The following is a 16,469-nucleotide window of genomic DNA, read 5'->3' as shown; positions in this document are numbered from 1 at the left end:
ATATTGTGCCGTCCGAGCCTGCCTCCGCGGGGCCCTGAAGGAGAGGCGTCGGCGGCCACGAACGAATGGCTTTCATGATGCCTGCAGACACCCGGGAACACCTTCAGCTGAAGCCGCCCGGACCGGGCTCGTGGGCACTGGACGCCGTCCATTTCCCGCGCCCGGTCACTCGGTACTGGGTCGAGCTGCACCCAGAACCATTCCGTCGAGCCACTGCACAGTTCCACGAGTTCTATGGGACGTTGCTCGCTGGGATGCAGATTGCGTATGTCGGCGGCTTCGCCTACGGCCGGCCGGTCCCCGTCGAACCGGCCGAGATGCCGCAGCGGTTCCAGCGCGCGGCGGAGGTGTTCGACCGCAAGCTGTGGCGAGAGCAGTTGCACGAATGGGACACCGTGGCAAAACCGGCTTCCGTCAAGGCGCACCGTGAGTTGCAGTCGGTCGATCCCGACGAGCTGTCCGAGCACGACCTGGTGGCATACCTGGCGCGCTGCCGCGACCATCACGCAGACATGCTCTTCCAGCACATGCGTTTCACCGGCGCAGCGACGATCGCCGTCGGCGACCTGCTGGCGCACACCACCGGCTGGACGGACGTCGCCCGCTCGGACATCTTGGGCATGATGCGGGGTGCGGCCCCCGTCTCGGCCGGAGCGTCTGCGGAACTGGACCTCCTGGTCTCGGCGTTCGACGACGACGCTTCCGCGCGGGCCATCCTCGGGGCCGGGGATGCGCCTGGCCAGGTGCTCGAGCGCCTGCGCGCGCTGGACAACGATGTGAGCCGGGCACTGTCTGCCTACCTCGACCTCGTGGGCTTCCGGCTCCTCGACGGCTTCGACATCTCGGGCCGGTATGCACTCGAGCTGCCGGACACACTCCTGCGTGCAATCCGCTCCTCGGTGGCCGGACGGGGACGGGCCGACGTCGACGTCGATGCGCGGGTCGCCGCCATTCGCGACCGGGTGCCCGAGCAGCACCGGGCTCAGTTCGACGAGCTGCTCGGCGAAGCTCGGCTGATGTACCGGATTCGCGACGAGCGGGGTGTCTACAGCGACATCTGGGCGTCCGGGATAGCCCGGCGCGCCGTGCTTGCCGCCGGCCGCCGGCTGGCACGCGACGGGAAGCTGCACGATCTTGAGCACGCGGTTGATGCGAGCATCGCCGAGATCAGCGAACTCCTTGTCGGCTCCGGCGGACCCTCTGCCGACGAGCTGGCGAACCGATTCGAGTATCGCGTCTCGCACGACGCCAAGGATGCGCCACCGTGGCTGGGGCAGCCGCCCACCGCACCCCCGCCCCTGGACGGGCTCCCACCCGCAGAGGCCCGCGTCATGCGCGCTTTCGGCATCGCCACGTCAGAGATGTTCGGGCACGCCGAGGAGGCCCACAAGGAGAACCTACTGCGTGGCCTCGCCGCGAGTGCCGGTGTGTATGAAGGGCCGGCCCGGCGGGTGTCGGGTCCGGCAGAGTTCGACCGGATCCAGCAGGGTGACGTGCTGGTGACCGAGTCGACGAGCGAGGCTTTCAACATCCTGCTGCCGCTGCTCGGCGCGCTCGTCACCGACAACGGCGGCCTACTGTCCCATTCGGCGATTGTGGCCCGCGAGTACGGAATCCCCGGTGTGGTAGGCACCCGGTCAGCCACAGAACTCATCGCTGACGGGGTGCAGGTGCGCGTGGACGGCAATGCCGGTTCGGTGACGATCGCTCCATGACGGCGGCCACGGTGGTGCCCCTGGAGGGGGCCTGCGACGAGGCGCTCTTCGGGGCGAAGGCGGTCGGCCTGGGAGAAGCGACACGGTCGGGCCTGCCCGTACCACCGGGCATCGCCCTGGCGGGTGATGTCGTCGAGCTCGTCGCCAAGGGTGACCAGCCGACCCTCGCCACGGTGACGGAGGCAACTCGGCCGTTGACCTACCCCCTCGCGATTCGTTCCTCTGCCGTCGGCGAGGACAGCGCCGATGCGAGCTTCGCCGGACAGCACCTCACGCTGCTCAACGTGACGTCACCGGACGGTCTGGGCGCCGCGATCCGAGAAGTCTGGTGGTCGGCCAACTCCGACTCGGTCATCAGCTACCGCAAGCGGGTCGGACTCTTCACCCGTCCGAGTGTCGGGGTCGTCGTCCAAAGCCTGATGGATCCGGAGGTCGCCGGGGTGATGTTCACGCAGAACCCCGTGAACGGCGCCGACGAACGCGTGGTCGAGGCCAGCTGGGGCCTGGGTGAGGTGGTAGTCGCGGCCCGCGTGATCCCCGACCACTTCCGCCTCGCCCGGTCGGGACTGATCCTGGAACGTTCGGCGGGGCTGAAGGAGGTTGCGATCCGAGCAACCTCAGCGGGCGGCACCGTGGAGGAGGCCGTTGCGACGGAGCTGCAGGGTGCGTTGTGCCTCAACGACGCCCAGCTGGGGCTGCTGGGCGACCTCGCGGCCCGGTGCGAGGAGATCTACGGGCCGGGCCGGGACATCGAGTGGGCCTACGCAGACGGCCGACTCTACCTGCTCCAGTGCCGAGCGGTCACGCACGGCACGTCGGCCCGGCCGAAACCCCCATCCGAGGGACCGGTCGAGGTCTTGGCCCAGGTGCCCCTCTTCCTCGGGCTCAGCGAGCCTGAGGTCGCACAGATCGCAAGCTTGTTCAAGGAGCGCCGATTCGCGGCCGGCGAGACGATCATCAAGGAAGGGGTCGGCGCCGCCGCGTTCTTCGTCATCAGGTCGGGAGAGGCCGCGGTGTCGGTCCACGGCCGGCCCGTCTCGACGCTGAGGCGGGGCGACTACTTCGGTGAGGTCGCCCTCATCGACGACGGCGACCGCTCGGCTACGATCACCGCCAGCACCGACGTGGTCTGCCAAGGCCTCACCTACTGGGAGTTCCGTCCTCTGGTGCAGGCCAACGCGGCCATCGCCTGGAATCTCCTGCAAACGCTTGCGAAGAGGCTACGATCCGCGGAGAAGTCTTGAGCACGTGGGCTTTCCACGCACCATTCGCAGCTCGTTGACCCCGAACCTGTCATCCCACTTCGTCGCACCGTCCAACGCGAAGTCGTGCTTGCGGTAGAACGCGATCGCCCGCTCGTTGCCCTCCAGCACCCACAGGTATGCCGCCTGCTCACCGAGCGCCGCATCGACCAGTTTCGTGGCCACGCCCGTGCCATGGTGTGCGGCAAGTACGTTCAATGAGCTCAGTTCCACAGCCGTGGGCGCATCGTCATCGCGGCCCACTCCCACGGTGATGATCCCGACCAGGGCGCCGGATGCTACGTGCTGCGCGACCCGCTCCCTGTGCACCTCACCGTCACCGACCTCGGCCGCCCCGCGGAACCGTTCGGCGCTGCGCTGCCAGCGCAGGCCCGCGAGATGCTCGGGCGCGATCAGCCCGGCATACGCCTCACGCCAGATCTGCACATGCACGTGACCGAGCTCATCGGCATCATCCGTGTGAACCGGCCGGACGACGTAGTCGCCGCTCACGACCCGGAGTCGGCCAGTCGATCCTCGATCCGCTGCACCTTCTGTGTCAGCTGACCGGTGTACCCCTCACGCAGGTCGGCCTTGAGCACCAGGGAGACGCGCGGGCTCCGCGCTTGCACGGCGGCGCAGGCGCGCTTCACGACGTCCATGCACTCATCCCACTCCCCCTCGATGGTGGTGAACATCGAGGCCGTCTCGTTGGGCAGACCCGAGTCACGGATCACTCGAATGGCTTCGGCGACAGCCTCGCTGACGGAGCCGTCGGGATCGTCGGAAGTGGATGGCGCGATGGAGAAGGCGAAGAGCATGTCCTCAGACTATGCCGTGCTCAGATGCTGGCGACGAGGGCGTCCGCCGCGGTGTAGGGATCACTCTTGCCGGCCACCACATCACCGGCTAGTGACCCGACGTCGGACCCGTCGCTCACATCGCCCATCCGCAGTCGCAGCGTCCGCAGCGCAATCGCCTCGATCTCGTCAGCGGCACGCTTGACCCGACGCTCGTGCAGCACACCGTTCGACTCCATCCAGGCAAGGTGCTTGTCGAGCGCCTCCATCACGGCGTCGACACCCTCACCCTGTTCGGCGACGAGCTTCTCGACGGGCGGTCGCCACAGGCCCGGCTCGGTCCGGTCGCCAAGACTGATCATGCCGCGGATGTCGCGCACCGTCACGTCTGCACCGTCGCGGTCCGCCTTGTTGACCACGAAGACATCACCGATCTCCAGGATGCCGGCCTTCGCCGCCTGGATGCCGTCACCCATGCCCGGCGCGAGCAGCACCACGGTCGTGTCCGCGAGACCCGCCACGTCGACCTCGCTCTGGCCCACGCCGACCGTCTCCAGGAAGATCACGTCACAGCCCGCCGCATCCAGCACGCGCAGGGCCTGCGGGGTCGACCAGGAGAGGCCACCCAGGTGCCCACGGCTGGCCATCGACCGCATGTAGACCTCGGGGTCCAACGCGTGGTCGACCAGCCGGATCCGGTCGCCGAGGAGTGCACCACCCGAAAAGGGTGAACTCGGGTCCACCGCAAGCACACCCACGCGCGCACCTCGTTCGCGGTAGGCCCGCACCAGCACGTTCGTGGTCGTCGACTTACCGACACCAGGGCTACCGGTCAGCCCGATGATGCGAGCCCGGCCGGTGTGCGGTGCGAGCGCCGCCATCACGTCACGCAACGCCGGGTGTGCGCCCTCGACGAGGGTGATCAGCCGCGCGACGGCGCGCGGTGAACCCTCCCGCGCGGCCTCGACGAGCACGGGGACATCGACACGTCGCCTAGCCATAGTGGTGGATACCCCTGTGGTTGAAGTGGTTCAGGCCTTCGGCACGCGGACGATCAGTGCGTCGCCCTGGCCGCCGCCACCGCAGAGTGAGGCGCCGCCGACGCCGCCGCCACGGCGCTTCAGCTCGAGGGCGAGGTGCAGCACGAGCCGAGCACCCGACATACCGACCGGATGCCCCAGGGCGATAGCGCCGCCGTTGACGTTGACCTTGTCAGGATCGATCCCGAGCGCCTTGGTGGAGGCCAACCCGACGGCCGCGAACGCCTCATTGATCTCGACGAGGTCCAGGTCGACCGGCGCGAGGCCGTCCTTCTCGCAGGCCTTGGTGAGCGCGTTCGCCGGCTGCGACTGCAGGGTCGAGTCGGGGCCGGCGACGACGCCGTGCGCGCCGACCTCGGCGAGCCAGGTCAGGCCGAGCTCCTCCGCCTTCGCCTGGCTCATCACGACCACGGCGCAGGCGCCGTCGGAGATCTGGGAGGCGGACCCGGCGGTGATCGTGCCCTCCTTGCTGAAGGCGGGACGCAGCCGGGCGAGCGACTCGGTGGTCGTGTCGGCGCGGATCCCCTCATCGCTCTTGAACTCGATCGGGTCGCCCTTGCGCTGCGGAATACTGACAGTGACGACCTCGTCGTCGAACAGGCCGTCCTTCCAGGCCCGCGCGGCGAGCTGGTGGCTGCGCGCGGAGAACGCGTCCTGCTCCTCGCGGCTGAACTCCTGGTCGGCCTTGTTCGCCGACTCGGTGAGATTGCCCATCGCCTGGTCGGTGAAGACATCCCACAGTCCGTCGAAGGCCATGTGGTCCTTCATCGTGACGTCGCCGTACTTGTAGCCCTCACGGCTGCCGGTCAGCATATGCGGCGCCTGACTCATCGACTCCTGGCCACCGGCCACCACCACGTCGAACTCACCGGCGCGGATCAGCTGCGCGGCGAGCGCGATGGAGTCCAGGCCCGACAGACAGACCTTGTTGATGGTCAGCGCAGGCACGTTCATCGGGATGCCACCCTTGGCGGCCGCCTGGCGGGCCGGGATCTGGCCGGCTCCAGCGGTCAGCACCTGCCCCATGATCACGTAGTCGACCTGGTCGCCGGTGACACCGGCCTTCTCCAGGGCGTCCTTGATGGCGAACCCGCCCAGGTCGGCACCCGAGAAACCCTTCAGCGCGCCGAGCAGGCGCCCCATCGGGGTCCGGGCACCGGCGACGATCACCGGGGTGCGTACGCGATCTTCAACAGTCATGTCAACAAGCTCCAACGACGTCGGCGGGCGGCGCGCGGCATCCGCGCCTCTGCTTCCCACTCTAGCCGTGACTCCGCGACGTATCGGAGTGGCTCTAGTCTGGCGGGTATGAGCGCTCTGCCAACCCACCTGTTCGAGGCGATCGACCACGTCGGGGTCGCCGTCCGCGATCTCGACGAGGCGATCGCGTTCTACCGAGACACCTTCGGTATGACGCTCACGCACGAGGAGGTCAACGACGACCAAGGCGTCCGCGAGGCGATGATGAGCGTCGGCGATGCCGCAGCGCCGCACGCCCACGTGCAGCTGCTGGCTCCGCTGACGCCCGAGTCGAGCATCGCGAAGTTCCTCGATCGCTCGGGTCCAGGCGTGCAGCAGGTCGCCTACCGCGTGCGCAGCGTCGAAGAGGTCAGTGCCGCGCTGCGCGCCAGGGGCCTACGGCTGCTGTATGACGCACCTCGACGCGGCACCGCCGACAGCCGGATCAACTTCGTGCACCCCAAGGACGCCGGCGGCGTGCTGATCGAGCTCGTCGAGAAGTGACCCGATCCCTCCTCCCCCGAGAGGTCACTAACAACACTCGAGGAGTCACTCGTGACTCCTCGAGGGGCGATTTGTGACTACTCGGTGATGAGGGTGTCCGGGGACTCGGTCGGGAGGGGGCCGTGGCCCGGCAGCACGGCTCGCACGATCTCGTTCAGCGCCTGCCGCACGTACTTCTCCCCCACCCACAGATGCTTGGCTCCGTCGATGCCGATGATCTGTGCCTGCGGGATTGCGGCGAACCGCTCGCGTGCCGCCTCGGGCCGCAGGTAGTCGTCGAACTCCGGCACCAGCGCCACCACCGGCTTGCCCGAGTCCGCCCAGACCTGCAGGTGCTCAGGCTTGGCGTAGCGCAGCGGCGGGCTGAGCAGGATCAGGCCCTCGATGCTCGGATCCGCGCCATACATCAGCGCCAGGTCCGTGCCGAACGACCAGCCGATCAGCCACCGCGTGGGCAGCACCGGCCGCTCGTGGAACTCGGCGTACTCGATCGCCGCGGCCACGTCATACCGTTCGCCGACCGCGTCGTCGAACGCCCCGTCGGAGGTGCCGCGCGGTGAGGAGGTGCCGCGGGTGTTGAACCGCAGCACCGCCAGGTCCGCGAGCGCCGGCAGCCGGTAGGACGCCTTCTTGTAGACATGACTGTCCATGAACCCACCATGGGTCGGCAGCGGGTGCAGACAGACCAGCGTCGCGACCGGATCGACGGACTCGGGCATGGCGAGCTCGCCGACCAGGGTCAACTCGTCGGCCGTGTGCAGCTCGATGTCCTCCCGGCGCGCGGCAAGCATCGTATTGGCCCGGATCTCGCTCACAAGCGGTCCTTCCTCGACTACTTCCACGAACCCCTCGGCGGGCGGCGGTCTCGCGCCTGCCAGCAGGGCGTATGCCAGTGCCGCCGATCGGACAGTCCGCCGAGCCCGTCGGTCGGCCAGACCACCACGTGCGGCTGCCCGCTGGCGAGCTGCTGCTGGCACCCCGGACACACGTACGTGCGCGCCTCGGAGTTGCCCCGCAGCGACCGCACGGTCCACGACCCACCGCCGTAAATCTCCGTGCGGGTACCGGTGTCCATGATCCGGGAGATGTCACCGCGAGGCTGACTCCTACCCCGCCGGCTTCGACGAGCCACCTTGGTCAGCCCAGGAACGGCTTGGCGGCAACCGCGTGCTCGATCAGCAGTGGCGCCGGCGCGAGCGCCTGCTCGTTCGTCTCGCCGTGCATCCGCGCCAGACCGGCCGCGACCTCATCGGCGCCGATCTCGTCGATCATCGCGAACGGACCCTTCGGGTAGCCACAGCCGGCCGTCATCGCCGTGTCGATGTCGGTCGCCGATGCATAGCCGGAGTCGAGCATCTGCACTGCGGCATTGAGGTGCGGATAGAGCAACGCGTCGACGACCAGGCCGGCGCGGTCCCGGGCGACGATGGTCGTCAGACCGGCCGCGCGCAGTGTCGCATCCACTGTGGAGACGGCGGACGGGTCGGTGTCCAGTCCGCTCGCCACCTCGGCGATCTGACCTGTGCGCGTCGCCACGTGCAGTCGGGCCGGAACGACCGGGGTGTCGCTCTCGAGGTGCTCGGCGATGATCCAGCCGCACTGGTCGTCGGTCGGGACGACGATGGCGGTGCGGTCGATGGCCGTGGCGATCTCACTGAACCAGGCTCCGGTCGCATCCTCCTCGCAGGTGCAGTCGCCCTCGTGCCCACAGTCGGCGCCGCCGTGCGGCCCGCCGGTCAGCATGACCACTGGCACGCCGGCCAGGGTCGAGGTGTCCCGGGTCGGGTCGTCCAGCGCGGTGACCGAGGCGCCGGTGGACTCCAGCCGCTTCACCAGGTCAGCCGCCACCTCACCGGCACCCACGACGGCGATCGAGGTGGCCGCAGCACCGATCGCGACCGGCTCGGGAGCATCCGTGACGACACCGGACCCCGACTTCTCGTAGGTGTAGAAGCCGCGGCCGGTCTTGCGGCCGAGCCGGCCGGCGATCACCATCTGCGTCAGCAGCGCGGGTGGTGCGGCGGCCGGGTCGTGCGTGGCGTTGTAGAGGACGTCACAGACCTCCTTGATCACGTCCAGCCCGATCAGGTCGCACAGCGTGAGCGGGCCCATCGGCAGGCCGATGCCGAGCTTGCCCGCGTTGTCCAGGTCCTCGCGGCTGACGTGCCCGGTCTCGTAGGTGCGAATGGCCCGGGCCAGGTAGGTGATGAGCAGCGCGTTGGCGACGAAGCCGGCGCGGTCGCTCACTACAACCGGCTGCTTGCCGAGGCGCTCGGCAAGCGAGCGAATCGCTCCGCTGAGCTCGTCGTCGGTGAACAGCGTGGTGATGACCTCGACCAGCGCGAGCACCGGCGCGGGGTTGAAGAAGTGCATCCCGATCACCCGGGACGGATGCCTGGTGTGCGCGGCGATCTCGGTCAGGGAGAGGCTCGAGGTGTTCGACGCGAGGATCGCGTCCTCCGCGATGATGCCGTCGAGGGTGGCGAATATGTCGTTCTTGATCTCCATCCGCTCCGGTACGGCCTCGATGACCAGGTCGGCTCCGGAGAGCCGGGTCAGCTGGTCCGCGAAGGTCACCCGCCCGACGATCTCGTCGCGCGTGGCCGCCTCCAGCTTGCCCCTGCTGACGGCGCGGTCCAGCGACCTGGTCAGGAAGCCCCTGCCACGGTCGGCCAGCTCCGGCGTGCCGTCAACGGCGACCACCTGCAGCCCGGCCTTCGCGAAGACCTCGACGATGCCCGCACCCATGGTGCCGAGCCCAACAACTCCAACAATCTTGATGTCACGAGCCATGGACGCAGTCTCGCATCCCGGGGCCGGGTGGCACGAGGCCAGGCCCCGCCGCGAGGTGGCCTAGGCTGAACCGGTGCGAGTTGTGATTGCCCGGTGCAGCGTGGACTATGTGGGCCGGCTGACTGCCCATCTGCCCCTTGCCACCCGGTTGCTGATGGTCAAGGCCGATGGCTCCGTGCTCGTCCACAGCGACGGCGGCTCCTACAAGCCACTGAACTGGATGGCGCCGCCCTGCCGGATGGCCGAGGTCGACCCCAGCGACGACGAGCGGGAGGACGGTGTGATCGCCGCATGGGCCGTGCAGCATACGAAGTCCGAGGACCGGCTGCGGGTGCTGATCCACGAGGTGCTGCACGACAGCAGCCACGACCTCGGGATCGATCCCGGCCTGGTCAAGGACGGTGTCGAGGCCCAGCTGCAGGCCCTGCTGGCGCAGCACATCCAGACGCTCGGCGAGGGCTACTCGCTGATCCGCCGCGAATACATGACCGCGATCGGTCCGGTCGACATCATGTGCCGCAACGCGGACGGTGCCACAGTCGCCGTGGAGATCAAGCGCCGCGGCGACATCGACGGCGTCGAGCAGCTCACCCGCTATCTCGAGCTGCTGAACCGCGACCCCCACCTGCAGCCGGTGGCCGGGGTCTTCGCCGCGCAGCAGATCAAGCCGCAGGCTCGCACGCTGGCGCAGGATCGCGGCATCCGCTGCGTGACCCTGGACTATGAGGCGCTCAAGGGCATGGACGACTCCACAGCACGGCTGTTCTGATGTCGGCGCCCTCGTCACCGCGTGTTGCCGTCGCCGCGCCGAATGCGCTGGCCGCGCAGGCCGGCGTGGATGTGGTGCACCTCGGCGGGACTGCCGTCGACGCGGCCGTTGCCGCATTGATGGTCACCTACGTCACCGAGCCGGGCATCGTGAGCGCACTGGGCAGTGCCTACGTCAACGTCTGGCCGGTCGGCGGCGACCCGGTCGTCTACGACGGCAACACCGAGATGCCCGGGCGCGGCCTACCCAAAGCGCGGTTCGGCGGCGGGCTGCGCGAGCTGCGGCTGGACTACGGCGGCGGCATCACGGTGTACGCCGGGGCGGGTTCGGCGGGCACCCCCGGCTCCCTGGCCGCGTTCGACCTGGCTCGCCGCGATCACGGCGCGGCACCGTGGAAGGACGTGCTGGACCCGGCGATCGACGCCGCCCGGCGCGGCTTCCGGATCGGCGCCGCGGCCGGCAGCTACCTGCAGCTGGTCGGGCGGACGCTGTACGCGTTCGACCCGGTGACCCGAGCCCAGCACTTCGACGGTGACGAGCCGGTCGGCCCGGGGACGCTGATGACCAGCCCCGACCTCGTCGACACCTTCGAGCGGATCGCCCGCGACGGGGTGGGCACCCTGTATGGCGGGGAGCTGGGGCAGGCCGTGGCCGACCACGTGCAGCGCGAGGGCGGCCTGATCACCCGCGCCGACCTTGCGGCATACACGGCCGTCGCTCGTCCAGCGACGCGCGCCACCCTCCGGGACTGGGACGTCGCGACGAACCCGCCCCCGTCGATCGGCGGGCCGGTACTCACCGCCATGCTGCGACTGCTGCGTGACCGCGGACTCTCCCCAGCCGACGTGATCGAGGTGCAGCGGCAGGTCCTCGCCTATCGCTCGACCCGACTGGACCGCGCTCACGACCTGAAGCAGGCCGGCCGCGAACTGCTCGAAACGCTGGAGACGGCGGGGCTGGAGTCGCTGCCGACCTCGACCGACACCGCACACGTGTCCGTCGTGGATGCGAACGGCATGGCATGCGCGATCACCACGTCCGCGGGCTACTCCTCGGGCGTGACGGTGCCCGGCACCGGGCTGATCCTCAACAACTGCCTCGGCGAGCCCGAGCTCAATCGGCTCGGCCTGCACGCGCTGCCACCGGGCACCCGGCTGGCGTCCAACATGGCGCCGACGACGGCACGGCACCAGGATGGATCGACGCTCGCCATCGGCAGTCCCGGCGCGGACCGCATCACCACCGCACTGATGCAGGTGATGAGCCGCTTCGCCCTCTCGACAACCGGCATACAGGAGGCGATCGACGCTCCCCGCCTGCACGTGCAAGCGGGCGGCGACGAGCTCGTCGTCGATCACGAGCCGGATCCGCGCATCACCGCGGCGATCGTGGCGACGGGCGGCCACGGAGTACAGCACGAGGCGCACGCCATGTATTTCGGCGGGGTGGGGGTGGCGTGGCGTGACGCGCACGGGGACCTGCAGGCGGGCGCCGACCCGCGCCGTGCCGCGGCAACCGCGATCGGCTAGGCCCAGCGCCTGCCCGTCCTCAGGCGGTGCCGACGGCCGGACGCAGGATCGAGGGTGCGGCAGGCACCGACCGGTCCACCGCGATGACACGGCCGAGCTTGGTGGCACGCAGGAGGCGCTCGAGGCGGGGTGACGTGTCCGCCAGCACCAGCCGCCGTCCGGCGCGCATGGCGCGTCGATGAGCCCCGACGATGACGCCCAGTCCGGTCGCGTCGCCGATCTCGGCGTCCGCCAGATGCAGGACCAGGTCGCCCGCACCATCGTCAATCATCCGACCGAGCACCGTGCGCACATCGGCGACACTGTGCACGTCCAGCGGGCCGGCAACCCGGACCTCACTTCCCGCGACAACCTCATCGATCGTCGTTGCAACAACTCGCTGATCCCCCGATCGAGCCATCGTCAAGCCTCCCCTTCATCGCACATACGTGGCGTTGGTTGTTCCATTGACGCATGGCATCCGGGAATGGTTGCGAACCTCGAGGTCACGATTCGATTACGTGGTATACACCACTGCGGCCGGGTGACAGACCGTGGGTGCGGCCCGGTCCTCGGGCGTCTGGCACGATGAGGTCATGGTGATTCTGAGCCGCATCTACACTCGCACCGGCGACGACGGCAGCACGTCCCTCGGCGACTTCAGTCGCACGCACAAGACCGACCCTCGCCTGGTGGCCTACGCCGACACGGACGAGACCAACAGCTGTATCGGGGTGGCACTGGCCTGCGGCGAGCTGCGCGAGGACGTCGCAGCCACCCTGATGCGCGTGCAGAACGAGCTCTTCGACGTCGGCGCGGACCTGTGCGCACCCCTCGTCGAGTCGCCGAAGTTCCCGCCGTTGCGGGTCAGCCAGGCGTGGATCGACGACCTGGAGAGGGACTGCGACAGGTACAACGACGAGGTGGAGACGCTGCGGTCCTTCATCCTGCCCGGCGGCAGCGCGGGTTCGGCACATCTGCACGTGGCGCGCACGGTCGCCCGGCGCTCGGAGCGCTCGTCGTGGGCAGCGCTCGAGGCCTACGGTGACCAGGTCGCTCCCGGCGATGGCAGCGAGCAGCCCGGCGGTGTCAATCCGTTGACCGCGAAGTATCTCAATCGGCTGTCGGACCTGCTGTTCCTCCTGGCCCGGGTCGCCAACCTGTCCCACGGCGGCGATGTGCTGTGGCAGCCGGGTGGCGGTCGGGTGGCGGCACCCGAGAAGCGAAAAAAGCCCTGACGGAGCCGGCGTCAGGCGACGTTGGCGTTCAGCCCGGGCGGGGCCGACTCCGACCATGACCGCAGCGCCGTGTAGTCCCCCTCCGCGAGCGCGATACGGAAGTCGTGGCCGGCGCTGTGGCAGATGACGCCCACGGGGTCCAGGATCGCGAGCGGCCGGATGCGCCCCTCCAGGGACGTGGGCACCTCGAGCACCAGCTCTCCACGGGTCCACTCCACTCGAGGGCGCAGACCGACCCCGACGATCGGAAACCACTGCACGCTGGCGACGGAAAAGCGCGCGATGCCGAGCTTCCACCCGTCACCGCGCGCCATGGCCATCAGCGTGACCGTCTGTCCTCGAGCTATTGCGCGCCGTCGCAGCACCATCAACACCAGGACGGCGATGACTACCAGAAGGCAGCCGCCAAGGACCTCCGCTGAGATGAGGAAGTCGGCGGCCACGCGCTGGACTCAGGCCCCGACAGTGCCGCTGATTACTTCAGCGACGATGGTGACCTTGTCGCTGTCGACCGAGATGAACCCGCCATCGATGGTGACGGTGCTGCGCTGACCGCTGACCGGGTCGACGATGAGGTCCCCTTCGTCCAGCACCGAGAGCAGCGGGGCGTGGCCGGGCAGTATGCCGAGCTCACCGGCAACCGTGCGACAACTGATTTCTTTCGCGTCGCCCTCCCAGACCTTCCGATCGGCAGCGACAAGCTGGACGTTGAGACTACTCACGGAAACGACTCCTCGAGAATGCGGTGCGACGGTCGTCCAATGATACCGGCGCGCGTGGTATGCCCAAATCCGAGTCCCACACTGCGGCGGTCCCCTTTCCGGCGACCAGCGACCCGCCATCCGTCATCAACCCGCATATCGACACCAGCGACACCCAAATGCGGGTGATCTCCACGTTCAGACCCGCATATCGACACCAGCGACACCCAAATGCAGCGGCGACGCTCTGGCGGGTTCAGCTCTTCCCGTCGAGCACGAACACCGCGGCCATCGGGGTCTGTTCGGCGCCCTGCCCGAGCGGGTTGTCGGCAAACATCTCCTCGAACCTCGTCCACGGCGTAGGCACGTCGGCTCCCAGCACGTTGCGGCCGATGTCGTTGGCGTCCATGACGATCGTCCCGCCGAAGGTGTCGCGGTACTCCTCCGGCAGTCGCGCCCGGATGGCCGCGGACAGCCGTGCCGCGACCTGGTCCGGATCCTTGGGCGCCAGCTTGGCCGACACGTTCGAGGGGTAGGCGGAGTACTCGGTCGGGCCGTCGATGGCCCGGATGTCGCCACCGACCAGGTCGTAGAAGAGACCACGACGGCCGATGAGCTTGCCCACGGCGCCGCCGGCACTGGCATACAGCACCCGCGGCAGGCCCGCCTCCTGGATCGCCAGCTGCATCGTGAACGGTGACCCGAGGCCGATGCCGGCGGGGGTGCGGGTCACGTACTTCGACAGGACGCGGGCGGGCCGGCCGACGTTGATGTCCCAGATGAAGTAGGAGCGGCCCTGGGTGATCGCGATGATCTTCTCGGAGATGAAGAAGTACCACGGCTTCCCCGCAGTGCCGCGAGAGTGGTCCGGGTCGGACATGAGCGTCTCGATGAAACCGTCGATCTGCGGCAGCACGCGGGCATCCAGGTCGTCGTCCCGGCTGACGAGCTCGGTGCGCAGCGGGTAGCGGCGCACGGTCTCCCCCAGCGACGTGCCCAGGTCCAGCTGCTTGTCGGCGTTCGGCTCGAGATCGGACTTGACGTGCGGCTCGGCGTCCTGCGGCTCGTCGTCCTGCTCGTCGAAGAACTCCTGCAGCCACAGCTCGACGTTCAGCAGCCTCCAGAAGGTCATCGAGTCGACGTCGTTGGTGCCCTTGATCCACCCCTCGAACGCGTGCAGCACCTCGTTCTGGTTGAAGTAGGGCCGGTTCGCGAAGGTCTCGGAGAGGAAGATGTTGTAGAAGTGGTTCTTCAGCCGCATGAACCACTCGCCCTGCGGAGTGGTGAAACCGATCTTGTTGCGCCGCCGGTTGATCATCTCGGGCAGCAGGCCCCGGGTCGCGTCGCGCAGCACCCGCTTGTTCCAGCCGTCCTTGATGATCGCCTCGTCCGACAGGCTGAAGACGAACTTCACGACCTCCTTGTCGAGGAACGGCACGCGTCCCTCGAGGCTGAAACGCATGGTGTTCTTGTCCTCGTAGCGCAACAGCGAGGGCAGTGAGTTGTGAAACAGGTCCTCGATGAGGCGCTTCTTGAGGTTGCTGCCCTCGGTGTGGAACTCCTCATCGGCATGCGTGCGGGCGAAGGCCGTTCCCAGCAGCTGCGTCGCAGGTATCCCCTTGCGGCCCTTGAGCTTTGCCTGCAGCCTGAACCGGCCGAGGCGGTAGATCACGTCGAGGCTTCGTGACAACTCAGCCAGCGCGGCCTTGTTTCCCTGGGCCCGCAGCTGACGAAGGTAGACGAAGTAGTAGGGGATGTAGCCGGCCATCATCTCGTCGGCGCCCTGGCCGTCGAGCAGCACGGTGACGTGCTGGGTGGCCTCGCGCATGACCTGGAACTGGGCGTAGGGGCCGGAGGAGATCAGCGGCTCCTCCTGGGTGCGGATGAAGTCCCGCAGGTCGACCTTGAACTCGTCGGCGGTCGGCTTGATCTTGTGCGAATTCACCTGTCCCTGGCAGATGTCGAGGACCGCGTCGACGTATTTCTCCTCGTCGTTCAGGGACCCCGGGAAGACCGCGGAGAAGGTGTTCTGGCGGGCGCCGACCGCGGCTGCGCCCTCGTCGTGGTCGTTCAGCAGCTTGTTGATGATGACGGCGACGGCGCTGCTGTCCAGGCCGCCGGACAGCGACGTGCCCACCGGCACGTCGGACTGCAGTCGCAGTCGGATGGACTCGCTGAGACGCTGCTTGTACTCGGCCGCCGCGGCATCGTCATACACGCGCTGCTGGGTGGCCAGCTCGGCCAGCTCCTCGCGCAGGCGAGTGTATGGATGGCGGTCGACACCGTGCGCACCGATCGTCATGACCTCGCCGGGCTCGAGCCGCTCGATGCCCGCGAAGAACGTCTCGCGCCCGTCCTCGTGGATGCGGAAACGCAGATACCGGTAGATGGACCGGTCATTGGGCTTCTTCTCGTAGAGCCCGCTCGCCAGGATCGACTTGATCTCCGAGGCGAACAGCCAGGTGTCCCCCACCTGGGCGACGTAGACGGGCTTGATGCCGAAGTGGTCTCGCGACAGGGTCAGCCGCTGCTCCTGGGCGTCCCAGATCGCCAGGCCCCACATCCCGTTGAACCGGTCGAAGGCCTCCTGCCCCCACTGCGCGAACGCCTGCAGGACGACCTCGGTGTCGCAGTCCGTGGCAAAGGTACGCCCGGCCGCCTCCAGCTCGGCCCGCAGCTCGAGGTAGTTGTAGACCTCACCGTTGTAGGACAGCGTGTAGCGACCGTCGTCGGTGGTCAGGGGCTGCTGACCGTGTGCGAGGTCGATGATCGACAGGCGACGGTGGGCCAGCCCGACCTGACCCTCGAGGAACGTGCCCTCGCCATCGGGTCCGCGATGCTGCTGACAGTCGTTCATCCGGTGCAGGGTCGCCTCGTCGGCAGCCGGCCCGAAGTAGCCCACGATTCCACACATGCGCCCA

Annotated in this window: 17 protein-coding genes; 6 read left to right on the top strand and 11 right to left on the bottom strand. The window is 68.4% G+C overall.

Annotated elements, in window-relative coordinates; translation table 11 throughout:
- Nucleotides 1-77 precede the first annotated feature (77 nt).
- Entirely contained in the window at nt 78-1,715 is a 1,638-nt protein-coding gene (locus tag FGL98_RS25385) for a PEP-utilizing enzyme (RefSeq protein WP_222432104.1), read from the top strand.
- The gene (locus FGL98_RS09980; RefSeq protein ID WP_146316612.1) at nt 1,712-2,959 is read left to right on the top strand and encodes a PEP/pyruvate-binding domain-containing protein; all 1,248 of its coding nucleotides are present in this window, start codon (nt 1,712-1,714) and stop codon (nt 2,957-2,959) included. Before FGL98_RS25385 ends, FGL98_RS09980 begins: the two co-directional genes overlap by 4 nt.
- Here the strand turns inward: FGL98_RS09980 and FGL98_RS09975 are convergent.
- The 4 genes from FGL98_RS09975 to FGL98_RS09960 are packed head-to-tail and all read right to left on the bottom strand — an operon-like array spanning nt 2,936 to nt 5,996.
- Entirely contained in the window at nt 2,936-3,469 is a 534-nt protein-coding gene (locus FGL98_RS09975; protein ID WP_222432103.1) for a GNAT family N-acetyltransferase, read from the bottom strand. The genes FGL98_RS09980 and FGL98_RS09975 overlap by 24 nt on opposite strands.
- Nucleotides 3,466-3,777 carry a thiamine-binding protein gene (locus tag FGL98_RS09970; protein ID WP_146316611.1) on the bottom strand — a complete coding sequence of 104 codons (312 nt, stop codon included), beginning with the start codon at nt 3,775-3,777 and terminating at the stop codon, nt 3,466-3,468. The genes FGL98_RS09975 and FGL98_RS09970 overlap by 4 nt, the downstream gene beginning before the upstream one ends.
- Nucleotides 3,778-3,797: 20 nt before the next feature.
- Complete coding sequence (gene meaB, locus FGL98_RS09965) at nt 3,798-4,757, bottom strand: methylmalonyl Co-A mutase-associated GTPase MeaB (protein WP_146316610.1); 960 nt, start codon at nt 4,755-4,757, stop codon at nt 3,798-3,800.
- A 30-nt stretch (nt 4,758-4,787) separates the two neighbouring features.
- Nucleotides 4,788-5,996, bottom strand: a complete 1,209-nt coding sequence (locus tag FGL98_RS09960) for an acetyl-CoA C-acetyltransferase (RefSeq protein ID WP_146316609.1) — start codon at nt 5,994-5,996, stop codon at nt 4,788-4,790.
- Between the two features lie 108 nt (nt 5,997-6,104).
- Between FGL98_RS09960 and mce the strand changes: the two genes are divergently transcribed.
- Entirely contained in the window at nt 6,105-6,539 is a 435-nt protein-coding gene (gene mce / locus FGL98_RS09955; RefSeq protein WP_146316608.1) for a methylmalonyl-CoA epimerase, read from the top strand.
- A 77-nt stretch (nt 6,540-6,616) separates the two neighbouring features.
- Here the strand turns inward: mce and FGL98_RS09950 are convergent, their stop codons facing one another.
- The 3 genes from FGL98_RS09950 to FGL98_RS09940 form a co-directional block, all read right to left on the bottom strand.
- Nucleotides 6,617-7,330, bottom strand: coding sequence for an alpha/beta hydrolase (locus FGL98_RS09950; protein WP_146316653.1), 714 nt, complete (start codon nt 7,328-7,330; stop codon nt 6,617-6,619).
- A gap of 41 nt (nt 7,331-7,371) precedes the next feature.
- Nucleotides 7,372-7,614, bottom strand: a complete 243-nt coding sequence (locus tag FGL98_RS09945; RefSeq protein WP_246136481.1) for a hypothetical protein — start codon at nt 7,612-7,614, stop codon at nt 7,372-7,374.
- Nucleotides 7,615-7,676: 62 nt separating this feature from the next.
- Nucleotides 7,677-9,332 carry a 3-hydroxybutyryl-CoA dehydrogenase gene (locus tag FGL98_RS09940; protein ID WP_146316606.1) on the bottom strand — a complete coding sequence of 552 codons (1,656 nt, stop codon included), beginning with the start codon at nt 9,330-9,332 and terminating at the stop codon, nt 7,677-7,679.
- Between the two features lie 73 nt (nt 9,333-9,405).
- Between FGL98_RS09940 and nucS the strand changes: the two genes are divergently transcribed.
- Nucleotides 9,406-10,101, top strand: coding sequence for an endonuclease NucS (nucS, locus tag FGL98_RS09935; protein WP_146316605.1), 696 nt, complete (start codon nt 9,406-9,408; stop codon nt 10,099-10,101).
- Entirely contained in the window at nt 10,101-11,630 is a 1,530-nt protein-coding gene (locus FGL98_RS09930) for a gamma-glutamyltransferase (protein WP_146316604.1), read from the top strand. The genes nucS and FGL98_RS09930 overlap by 1 nt, the downstream gene beginning before the upstream one ends.
- A 19-nt stretch (nt 11,631-11,649) precedes the next feature.
- Here the strand turns inward: FGL98_RS09930 and FGL98_RS09925 are convergent, their stop codons facing one another.
- Nucleotides 11,650-12,030, bottom strand: a complete 381-nt coding sequence (locus FGL98_RS09925; protein ID WP_146316603.1) for an STAS domain-containing protein — start codon at nt 12,028-12,030, stop codon at nt 11,650-11,652.
- 175 nt (nt 12,031-12,205) lie between these two features.
- On the opposite strand from FGL98_RS09925, the gene FGL98_RS09920 reads away from it, so the two are divergent.
- Nucleotides 12,206-12,847, top strand: a complete 642-nt coding sequence (locus FGL98_RS09920; RefSeq protein WP_146316602.1) for a cob(I)yrinic acid a,c-diamide adenosyltransferase — start codon at nt 12,206-12,208, stop codon at nt 12,845-12,847.
- 11 nt (nt 12,848-12,858) lie between these two features.
- Here FGL98_RS09920 and FGL98_RS09915 read toward each other — a convergent pair whose 3' ends face one another.
- From FGL98_RS09915 to asnB, 3 genes are all read right to left on the bottom strand, one after another.
- The gene (locus FGL98_RS09915; RefSeq protein ID WP_146316601.1) at nt 12,859-13,290 is read right to left on the bottom strand and encodes a DUF2550 family protein; all 432 of its coding nucleotides are present in this window, start codon (nt 13,288-13,290) and stop codon (nt 12,859-12,861) included.
- 9 nt (nt 13,291-13,299) lie between these two features.
- Nucleotides 13,300-13,569, bottom strand: a complete 270-nt coding sequence (locus FGL98_RS09910; protein WP_146316600.1) for a F0F1 ATP synthase subunit epsilon — start codon at nt 13,567-13,569, stop codon at nt 13,300-13,302.
- 235 nt (nt 13,570-13,804) lie between these two features.
- Complete coding sequence (gene asnB / locus FGL98_RS09905) at nt 13,805-16,462, bottom strand: asparagine synthase (glutamine-hydrolyzing) (RefSeq protein ID WP_146316599.1); 2,658 nt, start codon at nt 16,460-16,462, stop codon at nt 13,805-13,807.
- Nucleotides 16,463-16,469 lie beyond the last annotated feature (7 nt).

The sequence above is a fragment of the Leekyejoonella antrihumi genome (genome assembly GCF_007845645.1).
GTDB lineage: Bacteria > Actinomycetota > Actinomycetes > Actinomycetales > Dermatophilaceae > Leekyejoonella > Leekyejoonella antrihumi.
Note: the sequence above shows the minus strand (reverse complement) of the source record. Positions and strands in the feature narration are given on the sequence as shown.